The organism is Streptomyces sp. NPDC059875, assembly GCF_042731085.1.
In the GTDB taxonomy this organism is placed as follows: Bacteria; Actinomycetota; Actinomycetes; order Streptomycetales; family Streptomycetaceae; genus Streptomyces.
The window spans coordinates 133,403-148,951 of record NZ_JBHWJZ010000015.1 but is presented as its reverse complement, the minus strand read 5'-3'; the positions used below and the strand labels follow the sequence as shown (position 1 = coordinate 148,951).

At 71.3% G+C, this 15,549-nt stretch carries 12 protein-coding genes; 9 read left to right on the top strand and 3 right to left on the bottom strand.

What is annotated here, in order from left to right; translation table 11 throughout:
- Positions 1 to 47: 47 nt before the first annotated feature.
- The 4 genes from ACFV9D_RS20190 (at position 48) to ACFV9D_RS20175 (ending at position 5,783) form a co-directional block, all read left to right on the top strand.
- Positions 48 to 1,859: an ATP-binding cassette domain-containing protein gene (locus ACFV9D_RS20190; RefSeq protein ID WP_385147646.1), complete on the top strand. Its 1,812-nt coding sequence runs from the start codon at positions 48 to 50 to the stop codon at positions 1,857 to 1,859.
- A 160-nt stretch (positions 1,860 to 2,019) separates the two neighbouring features.
- The gene (locus ACFV9D_RS20185; RefSeq protein WP_385147643.1) at positions 2,020 to 2,907 is read left to right on the top strand and encodes a FadR/GntR family transcriptional regulator; all 888 of its coding nucleotides are present in this window, start codon (positions 2,020 to 2,022) and stop codon (positions 2,905 to 2,907) included.
- A 376-nt stretch (positions 2,908 to 3,283) separates the two neighbouring features.
- Complete coding sequence (locus ACFV9D_RS20180) at positions 3,284 to 4,831, top strand: RNA polymerase sigma factor (RefSeq protein ID WP_385147640.1); 1,548 nt, start codon at positions 3,284 to 3,286, stop codon at positions 4,829 to 4,831.
- Between the two features lie 133 nt (positions 4,832 to 4,964).
- On the top strand, positions 4,965 to 5,783 hold the full coding sequence (locus ACFV9D_RS20175; RefSeq protein WP_385147637.1) for a S1 family serine peptidase: 819 nt from the start codon (positions 4,965 to 4,967) through the stop codon (positions 5,781 to 5,783).
- A gap of 134 nt (positions 5,784 to 5,917) precedes the next feature.
- Here the strand turns inward: ACFV9D_RS20175 and ACFV9D_RS20170 are convergent, their stop codons facing one another.
- Entirely contained in the window at positions 5,918 to 6,148 is a 231-nt protein-coding gene (locus ACFV9D_RS20170) for a hypothetical protein (protein ID WP_137992866.1), read from the bottom strand.
- Between the two features lie 432 nt (positions 6,149 to 6,580).
- On the opposite strand from ACFV9D_RS20170, the gene ACFV9D_RS20165 reads away from it, so the two are divergent.
- The 5 genes from ACFV9D_RS20165 (at position 6,581) to ACFV9D_RS20145 (ending at position 12,928) form a co-directional block, all read left to right on the top strand.
- Entirely contained in the window at positions 6,581 to 8,698 is a 2,118-nt protein-coding gene (locus tag ACFV9D_RS20165; protein WP_385147634.1) for a type IIA DNA topoisomerase subunit B, read from the top strand.
- 99 nt (positions 8,699 to 8,797) lie between these two features.
- Positions 8,798 to 9,970 carry a sensor histidine kinase gene (locus tag ACFV9D_RS20160; RefSeq protein WP_385147631.1) on the top strand — a complete coding sequence of 391 codons (1,173 nt, stop codon included), beginning with the start codon at positions 8,798 to 8,800 and terminating at the stop codon, positions 9,968 to 9,970.
- On the top strand, positions 9,967 to 10,725 hold the full coding sequence (locus ACFV9D_RS20155; protein ID WP_385147628.1) for a response regulator: 759 nt from the start codon (positions 9,967 to 9,969) through the stop codon (positions 10,723 to 10,725). Before ACFV9D_RS20160 ends, ACFV9D_RS20155 begins: the two co-directional genes overlap by 4 nt.
- Positions 10,726 to 10,823: 98 nt before the next feature.
- Positions 10,824 to 11,333: a DUF485 domain-containing protein gene (locus ACFV9D_RS20150; protein WP_385147625.1), complete on the top strand. Its 510-nt coding sequence runs from the start codon at positions 10,824 to 10,826 to the stop codon at positions 11,331 to 11,333.
- Entirely contained in the window at positions 11,330 to 12,928 is a 1,599-nt protein-coding gene (locus ACFV9D_RS20145) for a cation acetate symporter (RefSeq protein WP_385147622.1), read from the top strand. The genes ACFV9D_RS20150 and ACFV9D_RS20145 overlap by 4 nt, the downstream gene beginning before the upstream one ends.
- Positions 12,929 to 12,941: 13 nt before the next feature.
- On the opposite strand, the gene ACFV9D_RS20140 is transcribed toward ACFV9D_RS20145, so the two are convergent.
- Positions 12,942 to 13,625 carry a response regulator gene (locus ACFV9D_RS20140; RefSeq protein WP_385147619.1) on the bottom strand — a complete coding sequence of 228 codons (684 nt, stop codon included), beginning with the start codon at positions 13,623 to 13,625 and terminating at the stop codon, positions 12,942 to 12,944.
- Positions 13,622 to 15,313 (bottom strand): ATP-binding protein, encoded by a 1,692-nt coding sequence (locus ACFV9D_RS20135; RefSeq protein WP_385147616.1) that lies wholly within the window; start codon positions 15,311 to 15,313, stop codon positions 13,622 to 13,624. The genes ACFV9D_RS20140 and ACFV9D_RS20135 overlap by 4 nt, the downstream gene beginning before the upstream one ends.
- Positions 15,314 to 15,549: the final 236 nt, after the last annotated feature.

Here is a 15,549-nt window from a genome sequence, read left to right as displayed (position 1 = left end):
GATAGCCGCCCTGCCGCGGAGCGGTGTCACCTACCGCGAGAGAAGCGATGCTCCAGGCCATCGGACTCACCAGCAGCCCCCGCCGCGACCTCCCGCCCGCTGTGGACGATCTGACCTTCGAGGCCCGTCCGGGTCAGGTCACCGCCCTTCTGGGCCCCACCGGATCCGGGAAGACCACCGCCTTGCGGTTGATGCTCGAACTCGAACCCGGTCGTGGCGTCACGTACTTCCGCGGCCGCCCCCTCCACCGCATCGCGCACCCCGCCGGCGAGGTCGGTGTGCTGCTCGGTGACGTCCCGGGACACCCCTCGCGAACCATGCGCAGCCAGTTGCGGATGCTGTGCGCGGCGACCGGGGTTCCCGCGTCCAGGGCCGACGAGATGCTCCGGGCCGTAGGACTCACCGGCCTCCACGACCAGCGCATCGGCACCCTGCCGCGCGCGATGGACCGTCGACTCGGCCTCGCGTCGGCCCTGTTGGCCGATCCGCACACACTTCTCCTGGACGAACCCGGCACCGGCCTCTCCGCACGGGAGAACGCCTGGCTGCACGAACTCCTGCGCGCCCATGCCGTCGACGGCGGCACCGTCCTCTACACGACCGACGACCCCAAGGACGTGGTCCGCAACGCCGACCGCGTCGTCACCCTCGCCGGCGGCCGGCTCGTCGCGGAGCAGGAGGTCGCCGACTTCGCCCGCACCCGGTTGCGGCCGCGGGTGGCCGTACGCACGCCCCATGCCGCGCGGCTTGCCGCGGCCGTCACGCAGGAGGCGCGCGCCGCGCGCCGTACCGTCGAGGTGATCACCGAGAAGGGCAATCGGCTGTCCGTCTACGGCAGCGACTGCGCCGCGATCGGGGAGACCGCGTTCCGGCACGGGGTGCTCATCCACCAACTGTCCGACGAAGTGGGCGACACGGGCCCGCGCGCCTCCTCCGGCCCCACCGGGTCCGCTCCGGCGCCTGGTCGTGGCCCCGCCGCCGAAGCCGTCGCTGTCCCTCACGAGCCCCAGCGCCAGCAGCAGCATCAGCCCGAGCCGCAGCCCGAGCCCGAGCCGCAGCGCGAGCCGCCGTCGGAGCGGCGGCCGACGCGTTCGCCGCTCCGCCCGCTCCGGTACGAGATCCGCAGGCTGCTGGGCGTTCCGGCCACCCCGCTCGTCGCGGCGGCCGTCCTGGTCGCCTCCGTCGTGATCTCGGTGGTGCTCGCGCGCAGCGGCGGGACACCCCTGCCTCCGCTGCTCGCCGGCTGGCCCGCCTTGTCCCCCCTGCCGCCCGCCGCGATCGGGGCGGGGATGCTCGGCGCCTTCTCGTTCGCGGACGAGTACCGCTACCCGGCGCTCACGACCGGCCGGGGCGCGGTTCCGCGCCGCCTCGGGCTGCTGCTCGCCAAGCTCACGGTCGCGGCCGCCGTCGCCCTGGTCCTGGCCGTGCTGGTCGTGGCCGCCGACCTGCAGGTCCTTCGCCTCGTCTACGGCAGCGAGTTGATTCCCGTACCGAAAAACTGGCCGACACTGTGTGCGAGTTGGCTCGGTCTGATCGTCGGCTGCGCTTGGGCCGGGGTGCTCGGGGCCGGGGTCTTCCGGGTCGCCGCGGCGGGTGTGGCGGCGGTCCTCGCGGTGCCGGTGGTCCTCGCGCCCCTGCTGCGGATGGCCACCTCCGGACCCTCGGGCCGCCCGATCTCAGGACTCCCGGCCCGGCTGCGTGATTTCGTCACCATGGAGTGGCCGACGGCGGCCGACCGCTGGCTGGCGGGGGCGTTGCGGGTGGTCGCCCAGCCCGTGGGGGTGGCGCTGGCGCTGTCGTTGACCGTCCTGCTCTGCGCCTATCTGTTCACGGGCCTTCGTCGTAAGGCGCGTTGGTGATCATTTCCAGATCGAAAGCTTCCGCTTTCGCGGTAACTCCCTTGAGAATGGCCGGTTATGTCCGATTAATCGTCAATTGTGTAGGGGGTGCCGATCACCCTTTCGTGTGCTTTTCACCAAAGACCTCAAGGGTCACGGGAGGCACGCCGACAAAGGATGCGTGAGTACCCTTGCGCACACCATGATGACCGCCGCCCGCCCCGTCGACTCCGGCCTCGGCGCCCCGGGCGATCTCGACCGCTACCCGTACGCGGAGGCGCCCGTCGCCGATCGCGTGGGTCCGTCCTCCTGGGAAGGGGTGGAGACCGACCTCGGCCGGGTCGGTCGTCGCACGGCCGGCAGCCGCGGCCGCGGCCTGCACGGCCAGCTCGTCCAGCAGCTGGGGCAGATGATCGTCTCCGGTGACCTCGGCGCCGACCGCCCGCTCGTCCCGGAGGAGATCGGGCAGCGCTTCGAGGTCTCCCGCACCGTCGTGCGCGAATCGCTGCGCGTGCTGGAGGCCAAGGGTCTCGTCAGCGCCCGCCCCAACGTCGGCACCCGGGTCAGGCCGGTCAGCGACTGGAACCTGCTGGACCCCGACATCATCGAGTGGCGCGCCTTCGGCCCGCAGCGCGACGACCAGCGCCGCGAGCTCAACGAGCTGCGCTGGACGATCGAGCCGCTGGCCGCCCGGCTCGCCGCCGGTCACGGCCGTGAGGACGTCCAGCAGCGACTCGCCGACATGGTCGAGATCATGGGCCACGCGTACGCCCAGGGCGACGGCATCACCTTCTCCCGGGCCGACGTCGAGTTCCACTCCCTGCTGATCCAGCTCGCCGGGAACCGGATGCTGGAGCACCTCTCCGGCATCGTCGCCGCGGCGCTCCAGGTGTCCGGCGGCCCGGTCACCGGCTGTGACCGCCCGGGTGAGTCCTGCCTCGGGCACCACGCACGCATCGTCGACTGCCTCGCGGCCGGGGACGCGCAGGGCGCCGAGACGGCCATGCGTCAGCTGCTGACCGTCCACCCGGAGGTGGAGCGCGTCGTGCCCGCTCCGCGTGAGCACTGACCCGCGGGCCACGGCCTGGGGTGCGGAGCCGCACGCCTCGCGTGTCGCCGGAGCCGCGCGGAGCCCGGGGATCATGATGTATCCCCAGGGTCCGCGGGGGCCCGGGCGGCGCGAATGTGCGACGAACGCCCGTTCTGGCCGATTCGTCGCGATTGAGGTGTGACTCGGGCCACGCGGATTGGGCGTAACACTCCTCGAAGCCGTGCGATGACTTAAGAGGTGACAGCCGAGGAAGGAATACAGCAGCCGCGTGAGGCGCTGTGCAGTTCCCCGGTCCAGCCCGCGCCGTCGGCACATTCCCAGCCGATGGTCGTCGGCTCCGGCCCGATCCCGGGCGGGGCCGGAAGCCGTTTTCCATCGTTCCGAGAGGTTGTTCGTGTCGGCCAGCACATCCCGTACGCTCCCGCCGGAGATCGCCGAGTCCGAGTCTGTGATGGCGCTCATCGAGCGGGGAAAGGCTGATGGGCAGATCGCCGGCGATGACGTGCGTCGGGCCTTCGAGGCTGACCAGATTCCGCCAACCCAGTGGAAGAATGTTCTGCGCAGCCTCAACCAGATCCTCGAGGAAGAGGGTGTGACGCTGATGGTCAGTGCAGCGGAGTCGCCGAAGCGCGCCCGCAAGAGCGTCGCAGCGAAGAGCCCGGCCAAGCGCACCGCCACCAAGACCGTCACCGCCAAGACGACCGTGACGAAGACCGTCTCGGCCGCCACGGCGGCCCCGGCAGCAGAGAGCGCGGACCCGGCCGACGAGGCCGGAGCGCCGGCGAAGAAGGCGGCCGCGAAGAAGACCGCGGCCAAGAAGACGGTGGCCAAGAAGGCCACCGCCAAGAAGACGACGGCCAAGAAGACCGCCTCCAAGAAGGACGCCGACGAGGTGCCCGAGGGCGAGGAGCTCCTCGAGGACGTCGCGCCCGGCAAGGGTGAGGACGAAGAGGCCGAGGGCGAGAACAAGGGCTTCGTCCTGTCCGACGAGGACGAGGACGACGCTCCGGCGCAGCAGGTCGCCGTCGCCGGTGCCACCGCGGACCCGGTCAAGGACTACCTGAAGCAGATCGGCAAGGTCCCGCTGCTCAACGCCGAGCAGGAGGTCGAGCTCGCCAAGCGCATCGAGGCCGGCCTGTTCGCCGAGGACAAGCTGGCCAACTCGGACAAGCTGGCGCCCAAGCTCAAGCGCGAGCTGGAGATCATCGCCGAGGACGGTCGCCGCGCCAAGAACCACCTCCTGGAGGCCAACCTCCGACTGGTGGTCTCGCTGGCCAAGCGCTACACCGGCCGCGGAATGCTCTTCCTGGACCTGATCCAGGAAGGCAACCTGGGTCTGATCCGCGCCGTCGAGAAGTTCGACTACACCAAGGGCTACAAGTTCTCCACGTACGCCACCTGGTGGATCCGTCAGGCGATCACCCGCGCCATGGCCGACCAGGCCCGCACCATCCGTATCCCGGTGCACATGGTCGAGGTCATCAACAAGCTCGCGCGCGTCCAGCGCCAGATGCTCCAGGACCTGGGCCGTGAGCCCACCCCGGAGGAGCTGGCCAAGGAGCTCGACATGACCCCTGAGAAGGTCATCGAGGTCCAGAAGTACGGCCGTGAGCCGATCTCCCTCCACACCCCGCTGGGTGAGGACGGAGACAGCGAGTTCGGTGACCTCATCGAGGACTCCGAGGCGGTCGTCCCGGCCGACGCGGTCAGCTTTACCCTCCTCCAGGAGCAGCTGCACTCCGTCCTCGACACGCTCTCCGAGCGTGAGGCCGGCGTGGTCTCCATGCGCTTCGGTCTCACCGACGGCCAGCCGAAGACGCTGGACGAGATCGGCAAGGTCTACGGCGTCACGCGTGAGCGGATCCGTCAGATCGAGTCGAAGACGATGTCGAAGCTGCGCCACCCGTCCCGTTCGCAGGTCCTGCGCGACTACCTCGACTAGTCCGCGGTCGTACACGCCGAAGGGCCCGGATCCCCGAAAAAGGGAGCCGGGCCCTTCGGCGTGCGCGGGTGCACGGTGCGGGCGCCTGGACGACGCTGGGTGAACCGACATCATCGGAGAGTCAGGAGGCTCTATGCGTCGCCCCATCGCCCGAGCAGTGACCGCTGCCCTGGGCCTGATCTCGGCGGCGGCGGGGCCGCTCGCCGCCACCGCTCCCGCGGCCGCCGACAGTGTCGTGGTCGGGGGACAGACCGCGGAGATCGCGGACGCGCCGTGGGCCGTGGCGCTCTCCAGCCGTGACCGGTTCGGAGGTACGCGTGCCGGGCAGTTCTGCGGAGGCGTGCTGGTCGCGCCCACCCGGGTGCTCACGGCGGCCCACTGCCTGGCCAGGGACGTCCTGGGCGGCGAGCCCTCGAACCTCCCCGACCTCAAGGTCATCGCGGGCCGCAGCACCCTGCTCGGCCAGAGCGGACAGGAGATCCGGATCTCCGACACCTGGATCAGTCCGGACTACAACCCCACGACCAACGCCAACGATCTGGCCGTGCTGACGCTGGCCACCGCTCTGCCGCAGTCCTATGTGATCAAGGCGGCCCGCCCGGGCGACGTGGCCGAGACTCCAGGGACCGCGGCGGACGTCTACGGGTGGGGGGACACGACCGGCAACGGCACCTATGCCTCGGCGCTGCGCTCGGCGCGTGTCCAGGTGCTGCCCGACGCGGCGTGCGAGCGGGCCTATCCGGGCGGCTTCGGAGCCGCGTACCGGGCCGAGACGATGCTGTGCGCGGGCGATCCGCAGGGCGGCAGGGACGCCTGCCAGGGAGACAGCGGAGGGCCGCTGGTGGCCGCGGGGCGGCTCATCGGGCTCGTGTCCTGGGGGAGTGGTTGCGGGCAGGCGGAGAATCCGGGCGTCTACACCCGAATCTCGGCGGTCCTGCCGCCGAACCTCTGAGTCGCACGCCCGCAGGGCCCGAGAGGGCCCAGGGCCTCGGGTGCGAGAACGGGCGGCCGCCCCCCTTGCTTGCGGGGGTGGCCGCCCGTCGTCCGGTCAGCGACCGGCCCATGGCTCGTCGTGGATGCGAGGCGTCAGCGGTCCTCGTCTACTGCCTTGGCCGGCACGTCGGTGAGCCGGTCGGTCTCATCCTGTATTTCCGCGGCGATCTTCTTGAGTTCCGGCTCGAACTTGCGCCCGTGGTGGGCGCAGAAGAGCAAGTCACCGCCGCTGGTCAGGACGACGCGCAGGTACGCCTGGGCGCCGCAGCGGTCGCAGCGGTCAGCGGCCGTCAGGGGGCTCGCGGGGGTCAGAACAGTAGTCACGTCGCCTCTTCTCTAGCTCGACGAGCTGTCGTACCAGGGTCAACATCCAACCAGGCCGAAAACGTTCCCGCTCGTGGCTTTTCCTCGAAACTTCTTCCCGAGGTGGCTGTCTGCTGCCGGTTGGCGGCGAATGAGCCGTATTGCGTCGCTCTACGGATTTCGCATTGCTTGTCTCGGTTCGTCCTCCCGGCTGGGTTGCCGGTTGTTCATGAGGACGTGCCCGGAGCCTAAATGGTTCATGCCTGGAAGGGAACGTGATGTTCGCGTCACCCCATCGAGGGATCGAACACCCATGCGACTCTGCACTAGCATGAGAAATCAGGAGGGTGGCGTGACAACGGCTCTACCAGGCATCGGTACCCTCAGACCGGTGAACGACGCCGGGCCTTACCCCACCGGGCCAGTTTTCAAATTCAGCGAGGAGCGAACCGCGTGACCGCCGAGACGTCCGTGCCGTCCAGTGCGCTGCTGACCGCAGACCGTGACGGTTCCAACTACACCGCGCGGCACCTGCTCGTACTCGAAGGGCTCGAAGCGGTCCGCAAGCGCCCCGGCATGTACATCGGGTCCACCGACAGCCGCGGCCTGATGCACTGCCTCTGGGAGATCATCGACAACTCGGTCGACGAGGCCCTCGGCGGCTACTGCGACCACATCGACGTGATCCTCCACGACGACGGCTCCGTCGAGGTGTGCGACAACGGCCGGGGCATCCCGGTCGACGTCGAGCCCAAGACCGGGCTCTCCGGCGTCGAGGTCGTCATGACCAAGCTGCACGCCGGCGGAAAGTTCGGCGGCGGCTCGTACGCGGCCTCCGGCGGTCTGCACGGCGTGGGCGCCTCCGTGGTGAACGCCCTGTCGGCCCGGCTCGACGTCGAGGTCGACCGGAACAGCGCCACGCACTCGATCAGCTTCCGCCGCGGCGTCCCCGGCATCTTCACCGAGCAGGGCCCCGACAGCCCCTTCGACCCCGGCAACGGGCTGCGGAAGGGCAAGCGCGTCCCCAAGACCCGTACCGGCACCCGCGTGCGGTACTGGGCCGATCGCCAGATCTTCCTCAAGGACGCCAAGCTCTCCCTGGAGCACCTGCACCAGCGCGCCCGCCAGACCGCCTTCCTGGTGCCCGGCCTGACCATCGTGGTCCGCGACGAGCGCGACCTGGAGGGCGTGGGCAAGAGCGAGGAGACCTTCCGCTTCGACGGCGGCATCAGCGAGTTCTGCGAGTTCCTGGCCCAGGACAAGGCCGTCTGCGACGTGCTGCGCCTCACCGGCCAGGGCACGTTCAAGGAGACCGTCCCGGTCCTCGACGACCGTGGGCACATGACGCCCACCGAGGTCACCCGCGAGCTGGGCGTCGACGTGGCCCTGCGCTGGGGCACCGGGTACGACACCACGGTCAAGTCCTTCGTCAACATCATCGCCACGCCCAAGGGCGGCACCCACGTCTCCGGCTTCGAGCAGGCCATCACCAAGACGGTGAACGAGGTCCTGCGCTCCGCCAAGATGCTGCGCGTCGCCGAGGACGACATCGTCAAGGACGACGCCCTGGAGGGGCTCACGGCCGTCGTGACCGTCCGGCTCGCCGAGCCCCAGTTCGAGGGCCAGACCAAGGAGGTGCTCGGCACCTCGGCGGCCCGCCGGATCGTCGCCAACGTGGTCGCCAAGGAGCTGAAGGCCTTCCTGACGTCCACCAAGCGCGACGCCAAGGCCCAGGCCCGGGCCGTCCTGGAGAAAGCCGTGGCGGCCGCCAGGACCCGCATCGCCGCCCGCCAGCACAAGGAGGCGCAGCGCAGGAAGACCGCGCTGGAGTCCTCCACGCTGCCGGCCAAGCTCGCCGACTGCCGCAGCGACGACGTGGAGCGCAGCGAGCTCTTCATCGTCGAGGGTGACTCCGCGCTCGGCACGGCCAAGCTCGCCCGCAACAGCGAGTTCCAGGCCCTGCTGCCGATCCGCGGCAAGATCCTCAACGTCCAGAAGTCCTCCGTCTCGGACATGCTCAAGAACGCCGAGTGCGGAGCGATCATCCAGGTCATAGGAGCCGGCTCGGGCCGTACCTTCGACATCGACGCCGCCCGCTACGGCAAGATCGTCCTCCTCGTCGACGCCGACGTCGACGGCGCGCACATCCGCTGCCTGCTGCTGACCCTCTTCCAGCGCTACATGCGCCCGATGGTCGAGGCCGGCCGGGTCTTCGCCGCCGTGCCGCCCCTGCACCGCATCGAGCTCGTCCAGCCCAAGAAGGGCCAGGACAAGTACGTCTACACGTACTCGGACAACGAGCTGCGTCAGACCCTGCTCGAGTTCCAGCGCAAGGGTGTCCGCTACAAGGACGCCATCCAGCGCTACAAGGGTCTCGGCGAGATGGACGCGGACCAGCTGGCGGAGACCACGATGGACCCGCGGCACCGGACCCTGCGCCGGATCAACATCGGCGACCTGGAGTCGGCCGAGCAGGTCTTCGATCTGCTCATGGGCAACGACGTGGCTCCCCGCAAGGAGTTCATCACCAGCTCCGCGGCGACCCTCGACCGCTCGCGGATCGACGCCTAGCGACCGTCCACCCAGGGGTGGAGCCGCCAAGCTCCACCCCTGAGGCGATCACGGACGCGCCTCCCCTCCGTAGCATCGAATCGACGGAGGGGGACGGAGATGACCAGCAGCAGGTCGACCCATCGACGGCTCATGTGGCCCGCGCCCGAGGCGCTGACACGGGTCGGTGTGCCGCGCGGCCGCCTCGTGCTCGACGGCCTTCTGCTGGCCGCGATCGGCGGGGGGATCCTGGTGAGCGCGTACACCTCGGGAGCCTTTCCCGGTGGGTACGGGGTCCTGCCCCCGCTCGGTCTCGTCCTCTGCGCGGCCGCGATCCGGACCTACCACGCGACGACCCTCGCGCATCGGCTGTCACGCTCGCTCGGCCTGCTCGCCCTCGTCGCCGCCCTCGGGCTCGGCGCACATGCCGCCGGCGCCCATGTGTCCGCCACGCTGCTCTGGATCGTCGTCTCGATCACGGCGATGGAGCGACTGCCTCTCCTCGTCGCCCTGGCCACCGTGCTGGTCCTCGCCGGAGGCTTCGTCGACGCGGACGAGACCGGGGTTCTGGGGGCCGGAGTGACCACCGCCGCCGTGCTGCTCACCGGATACTCCCTGCGCCTGGACGCCGAGGCCCGCAGCGCCGGGTTCCGGCTGCTGGCCCACGAGCGGGCCGCCCGCGAGGCCGAGGCGGCCTCCGCGGCCCTGGCCGAGCGGGCCAGGATCGCCCGGGAGATCCACGACGTCCTGGCGCACAGCCTCTCCGCCCAGATGGTGCACCTGGAGGCCGCGCGGCTGCAGATCGAGGCCGGCGCCCGCAGGGAGGAGATCCTCGAGCGGGTGGTCGCCGCCCGGTCCATGGCACGTGAAGGGCTGGCCGAGACCCGGCACGCGCTCTCCGCGCTCCGCGGCGACATGGTGCCCGTCGAGGACTATCTGCGGGAGCTCGCACGCGAGGACCGAACCGAGGTCGAGGTGACCGGCGTCCGCAGGCCCCTCCCGGCCGAGGCCTCCCAGGCCGTACGCAGGGTGGCCCAGGAGGCCCTCACCAACGTACGGAAGCATGCGCCCGGGGCCAGGACCCGGCTCCGCCTCGCCTACGAGACGGGCGAGGTCGCCCTGGAGATACGGGACTCGGGTGCGGCCGGAGACGCGGAGGGCGCCGGGCTGAGCGCCTCCGGTTCCGGTTACGGCCTCCTCGGGATGAGGGAGCGCGCCGAGCTCCTGGGCGGCACGCTGGACGCCGGCCCCGAGGGCAAGGGCTTCGCGGTGCGGCTGCGGGTTCCGGCATGAGCGGCCACGGGAGCCGGTACGAGACCGGCCGGATCGCGCGTGTGATCGTCGCCGACGACCAGTCCATGGTGCGCGAGGGCATCGTGCTGGTCCTCGGACTGCTGCCCGGCATCGAGGTCGTCGGAGCCGCCCGGGACGGCGAGGAAGCCATCGCGCTGACCGCCGAACTCGCCCCCGATGTGGTGCTGATGGACCTTCGGATGCCGCGCTGCGACGGTGTGGAGGCGACCCGGCGCATTCGCGCCGAACACCCGGACACCGAGGTCGTCGTGCTCACCACCTACGCCGACGACGACTCGCTGTTCCCGGCGCTCCGCGCCGGCGCCCGGGGCTATCTCACCAAGGACGCGGGCGGGGAGGAGATCGTACGGGCCGTCCATGACGTGCTCGACGGCCGGGCCGGGCTCGCCCCCGCGGTCCAACGACGGCTCCTGGAACAGCTGATGGCCCAGCCGCAGGGGCGCTCACCGTCCGAAGGGGGACCGTCCGGAGTGGCACGGGACGGATGGCGCAGCCCGCAGTCCGGGGAGTCCCAACCCGACGGACTCACCGAGCGCGAGACCGAAGTGCTCACCCTGGTCGCGGACGGACTCTCCAACCAGGAGATCGCCGGCCGCCTGGGCATCTCCACGGCGACCGTCAAGACGCACATCAACAACCTCTTCGCCAAGACCGGGGTGCGGGACCGGGCGCAGGCCGTCCGGTACGCATATCAGCACGGGCTCGTCGCACCACCTGGGGAATCCATCACCTGATGGGGTGAAGTGGGAGAGGAGAAGAGTCCTGGATCTTCCCGCTCTGTCCATCCTTGGGCACGCGGCCGAAACGGTTCGCTGACAAGGAGAGTTCACCGGTGGAGAAGCACGAAGAGCCGGGTGCCCCGGCAGTGCGGATCGACGACCCCTGGTACGACGCACTGGCCGCCGGTTGGGGCGAGGCGGCCGAGACCGATGCGCCGCCCGGTGCCACGGCGCACACAGCGCCGGTGTCCGGAGCCGTACCGCGACAGCAGCCGGGCCACAGCACTGCCGACATCTATCTGGCGGTCCAGCGCAGCGCCGCCTTCCAGGAAGTACGCAGCCGCTACCGGCGGTTCGTGGTCCCCGCCGTCCTCGGCTTCCTTCTCTGGTACCTCGCCTATGTCGTGGCGGCGACCGCGGCGCCCGGTCTGATGGCCCGGCCCGTCGCCGGCGCGGTGAACGTGGGGATGGTCGCCGGACTCGGCCAGTTCCTCTCCACCTTCCTGCTGACCTGGGCCTATACGCGGCACGCCCGGCTGCGCCGGGACCGGGCGGCGCTGGAACTGCGCTGGACCGTGTACGACGAGACGCGCGCTCAGGACACGCGAGGGGGGCGGCGGTGACCGACGACCATCAGACACTCGCACTGCTGCTCTTCAGCGCGTTCATCGCGGTGACGCTGGCGATCACCACCTGGGTGAGCCGCAACCGGCACGGCTCGGCGGAGGAGTTCTACGCCGGCGGCCGACTGTTCTCGCCCATGGAGAACGGTTTCGCCATCGCGGGCGACTACATGTCCGCCGCCTCCTTCCTCGGTATCTCGGGCCTCATCGCGCTCTTCGGGTACGACGGGATGCTGTATTCCGTCGGCTTCCTCGTCGCCTGGCTGGTCGTGCTCCTGCTCGTCGCCGAACTGGTCCGCAACTGCGGCCGGTTCACGCTCGCCGACGTCGTCGCCGCCCGGATGGCCGAGCGCCCCGTCCGTATCGCCGCCGGGACGTCCTCCGTCACCGTCTCCGTGCTCTATCTCGTGGCCCAGATGGTGGGCGCCGGCAGTCTGGTCGCCCTCCTCCTCGGCGGCACGAGCGAGGCCGCCCGCTCCTGGACCGTGATCGGCGTCGGAGCCCTGATGGTGATCTATGTGTCGCTGGGCGGGATGCGGGCGACCACCTGGATCCAGATCGTCAAAGCGGTCCTGCTCATGGCCGGCACGATCGCCCTCACCGTGCTCGTCCTGCTCCGCTTCCACGGCGACTTCAACCAACTGCTCACCACCGCCGCCGAGCGCAGCGGACACGGACGGGACTTCCTCGCACCCGGGCTGCGCTACGGCGGGGAGTGGACCGCGCGTCTCGACTTCATCAGCCTCGGTATCGCGCTCGTCCTGGGCACCGCGGGCCTGCCGCACATCCTGTCCCGCTTCTACACCGTGCCCACCGCGCGGGCCGCCCGCCGGTCGGTCGTCTGGTCCATCGGGCTCATCGGCAGCTTCTATCTGATGACGATCGTCCTCGGCTTCGGCGCGGCCGCGATCATCGGTCCCGACGCCGTCCGCGCCTCGAACGCCGCGGGGAACACCGCCGTACCGTTGCTCGCCCTCGACCTCGGCGGGGGAGCGGGTTCGACCGGCGGCACCGTCCTCTTCGCGATCGTCGCCGCCGTCGCCTTCGCGACCATCCTGGCCGTCGTCGCCGGCATCACGCTCGCCTCCTCCGCCTCCGTCGCCCACGACCTGTACGCCTCGCTGCGCCGCCGCAACGCGCACGCGAAGCAGTACAGCGAGGTGACAGTGGCCCGCCTGGCGGCCGCCGGGATCGGCGTCGCCGCAATCGGGCTCGGACTGCTCGCACGGGACCTCAACGTGGCGTTCCTGGTCGGACTCGCCTTCGCGGTCGCCGCCTCCGCCAATCTCCCCGTGCTGCTCTACTCGCTCTTCTGGCGGAACTTCACCACGCGCGGCGCCGTGTGGTCGGTGTACGGAGGACTCGTCCCGGCCGTCCTGCTGGTCGTCCTCTCGCCGGTCGTCTCCGGCAGCCCCGACGCGCTCTTTCCCGGCGTCGACTTCCATGTCTTCCCGCTCCAGAACCCGGGAGTGGTCTCCATCCCGCTCGGCTTCCTGGCGGGCTGGATCGGCACGGTCACCTCCTCCGAGCCGCCGGACGCGGCCAAGCACGCGGAGACGGAGGTCAGGGCGCTGACCGGCGCAGGGGCGGTGTGAGCACACCGGGAGCTCAGGGCGCGGCCGGCGTCCAGACGTAGCGGTGCTCGGGTCGGCCCGTCTCGCCGTACTTCAGCGAGAGGCGTACCCGCCCGGTGCGTTCGAGCAGCTTGAGATAGCGCTGGGCGGTCTGCCGGCTCACGCCGGCCCGCTCGGCGATCTCCTGCGTGGAGAGGGCCCCGTCGGCGGCGAGCAGCACCTGTCGTACGAGCTCCGCGGTGGTGGGGGAGTGCCCCTTCGGCAGTTCGGGCTCGGCCGCACCCACCGAGAGGGCGCCGAAGATCCGGTCCACCTCGGCCTGTTCGGCCTCGCCGCCGCCGTCGAGGGTGTGGCGCAGGGCGGCGTACGCCTCCAGCTTGGCGCGCAGCCCGGCGAAGGTGAACGGTTTGACCAGGTACTGCAGCGCGCCGTGGCGCATCGCCGCCTGGACCGTCGCCACGTCGCGCGCCGCGGTCACCATGATCACGTCGGTCAGGTGGCCCTGCCGGCGCAGTTCCCGTACGACCGCGAGGCCGTTCTCGTCCGGCAGGTAGTGGTCGAGCAGGATGAGGTCGACCGGGACCTCGCCGAGCCGGGTGATCGCCTCCGCGGTCGAGTGGGCGGTGGCGACGACGCGGAACCCGGGCATCTTCGCCACATAGGCCGCGTTGATCTGTGCGACGCGCACGTCGTCGTCCACGACCAGTACGTCGATCATCGCGGCTCCTCGTATGCCGGGGCCATCGCGGGCTCCGGGTCCGGCTCCCGCCGCGGCTCCGGTTCGCTCAGCGCCTCCGGGAGGACGACGGTGAACTCGGCGCCCCCGTCCGGCCCGTCGGCGACCCGGGCGCTGCCGCCCTGCCGCTCGGCGAGCCGCCGCACCAGGGCCAGGCCCAGACCTCGCTTGCCGTGCGACGGCAGCTCCTTCGTGGTCCACCCCTCGGTGAAGATCAGCTCGCGCCGATCGTCCGGGACGCCCGGCCCGCTGTCGGTGACCCGCAGGACGGCGGTGCGCCCCTCGGCCCGCAGGGCGACCTCGACGCGGGGCTCGGCGGTGCCGGCAGCGGCGTCCAGAGCGTTGTCGACGAGGTTGCCGACGACGGTGACCAGCTCGCGCGGGTCGACCAGACGGTCGGGGAGCAGCGAGTCGTGCGAGATCCGCAAGGACACGCCCCGCTCCGCGGCGACCGTGGCCTTGCCCACCAGGAGCGCGGCGAGGAGCGGGTCGTGGACCTTCTCGGTGACCTGCTCGGCGGTGGCCCGGTGGACGCCGACGACCTCGGTGACGAACTCGACCGCCTCGTCGTGCATCTCCAGCTCGAGAAGGCCCAGGAGGGTGTGGAGACGATTGGCGTGCTCGTGGTCCTGGGCCCGCAGGGCGTCGATCAGACCGCGGGTGGAGTCCAGCTCGCGGCCGAGGCGCTCCAGCTCGGTACGGTCGCGCAGGGTGGCCACGGCGCCGCCGTCGTCCGTCGGCATCCGGTTGGCGATCAGGACCCGGTGACCGCGGACGGTCACCAGGTCCTCGCCCGTCACCCGCCCGGCCAGCACGTCGGCCGTACGGCCCGGCCCGAGGGCTTCCTCCAGCGGCCGGCCGGTGGCCTCCGGGCCGATCCCGAGGAGGCGCTGGGCCTCGTCGTTCATCAGGCGTATCCGGCCGGTGCGGTCGAGGGCGACGACGCCCTCGCGGATGCCGTGGAGCATGGCCTCGCGCTCCGCGAGCAGCGCGGAGATGTCGGAGAACGCCAGGTCGTGGGTCCGCCGCTGCAGTCTGCGGGAGATCAGATACGCGGCGAGGGCGCCGGCCGCCAGCGCCCCGCCGGCGTACGCGAGGAGCCCAGGGATCGCCCCGAGCAGGCGGTCCTGGACGCTGTCGTACTCGATACCGACGGACACGGCGCCGACGATGGTCCCGTCGGCGTTGCGCAACGGGGTCTTGCCGCGGGCGGAGCGGCCCAGGGTGCCGCTGTCGATCTCCATGACCTCCCGCCCGGCGAGGGCCGCGCTGGGGTCCGTGGAGACGCGCCTGCCGATCTGGGTGGGGTCGGTGTGGGACCAGCGCACGCCCCGGGTGTCCATGACGACGACGTACTCGGCGCCCGTGGACTGTCGGATCCGCTCGGCCTCCGTCTGCACGGGTCCCTGGGCGGAGGGCGCGGAGGTCTTCAGCGCGGCGGCGACCTGCGGGGACGCGGTCGTCTCGGCGATGGCGAGGGCGCGGCGCATGGCCTGGTCGTCGAGCTGGTCGCTCAGCGGTGCGAGGAAGAGGCCGGTGGCCAGGACCGTGACGCCGGTGGCGATGGCCAGCTGCATGAGGAGGACCTGGGCGAAGACCCGCCGCGGCCAGCCGAACCGCCGACGGCGCGACGGGGGGCGCGCGGCGGGGGCGGTCGGTGCGGGGCTCATGGCAGGAACGGTACGGGGCGGGGGGCCGTGACCGGAAATGTGCGGGGGCGGCGGGGGCCGCGCTTGGTGGGGCCGGGGCGGGGCGTGGTGGGCGCGGTGTCGTCGGCCGCGGGCCGGTGGGGGTGCGCCCGGCCTCCGGCCGGGCTGGGGTTCCCACCCGCACCACCCGTGCAGCTGAGAGAGCAGAGGTACGGGTCGCCCTGTGGGCGGTTGTGCGCCGTCGGCGGGTGCGGGGG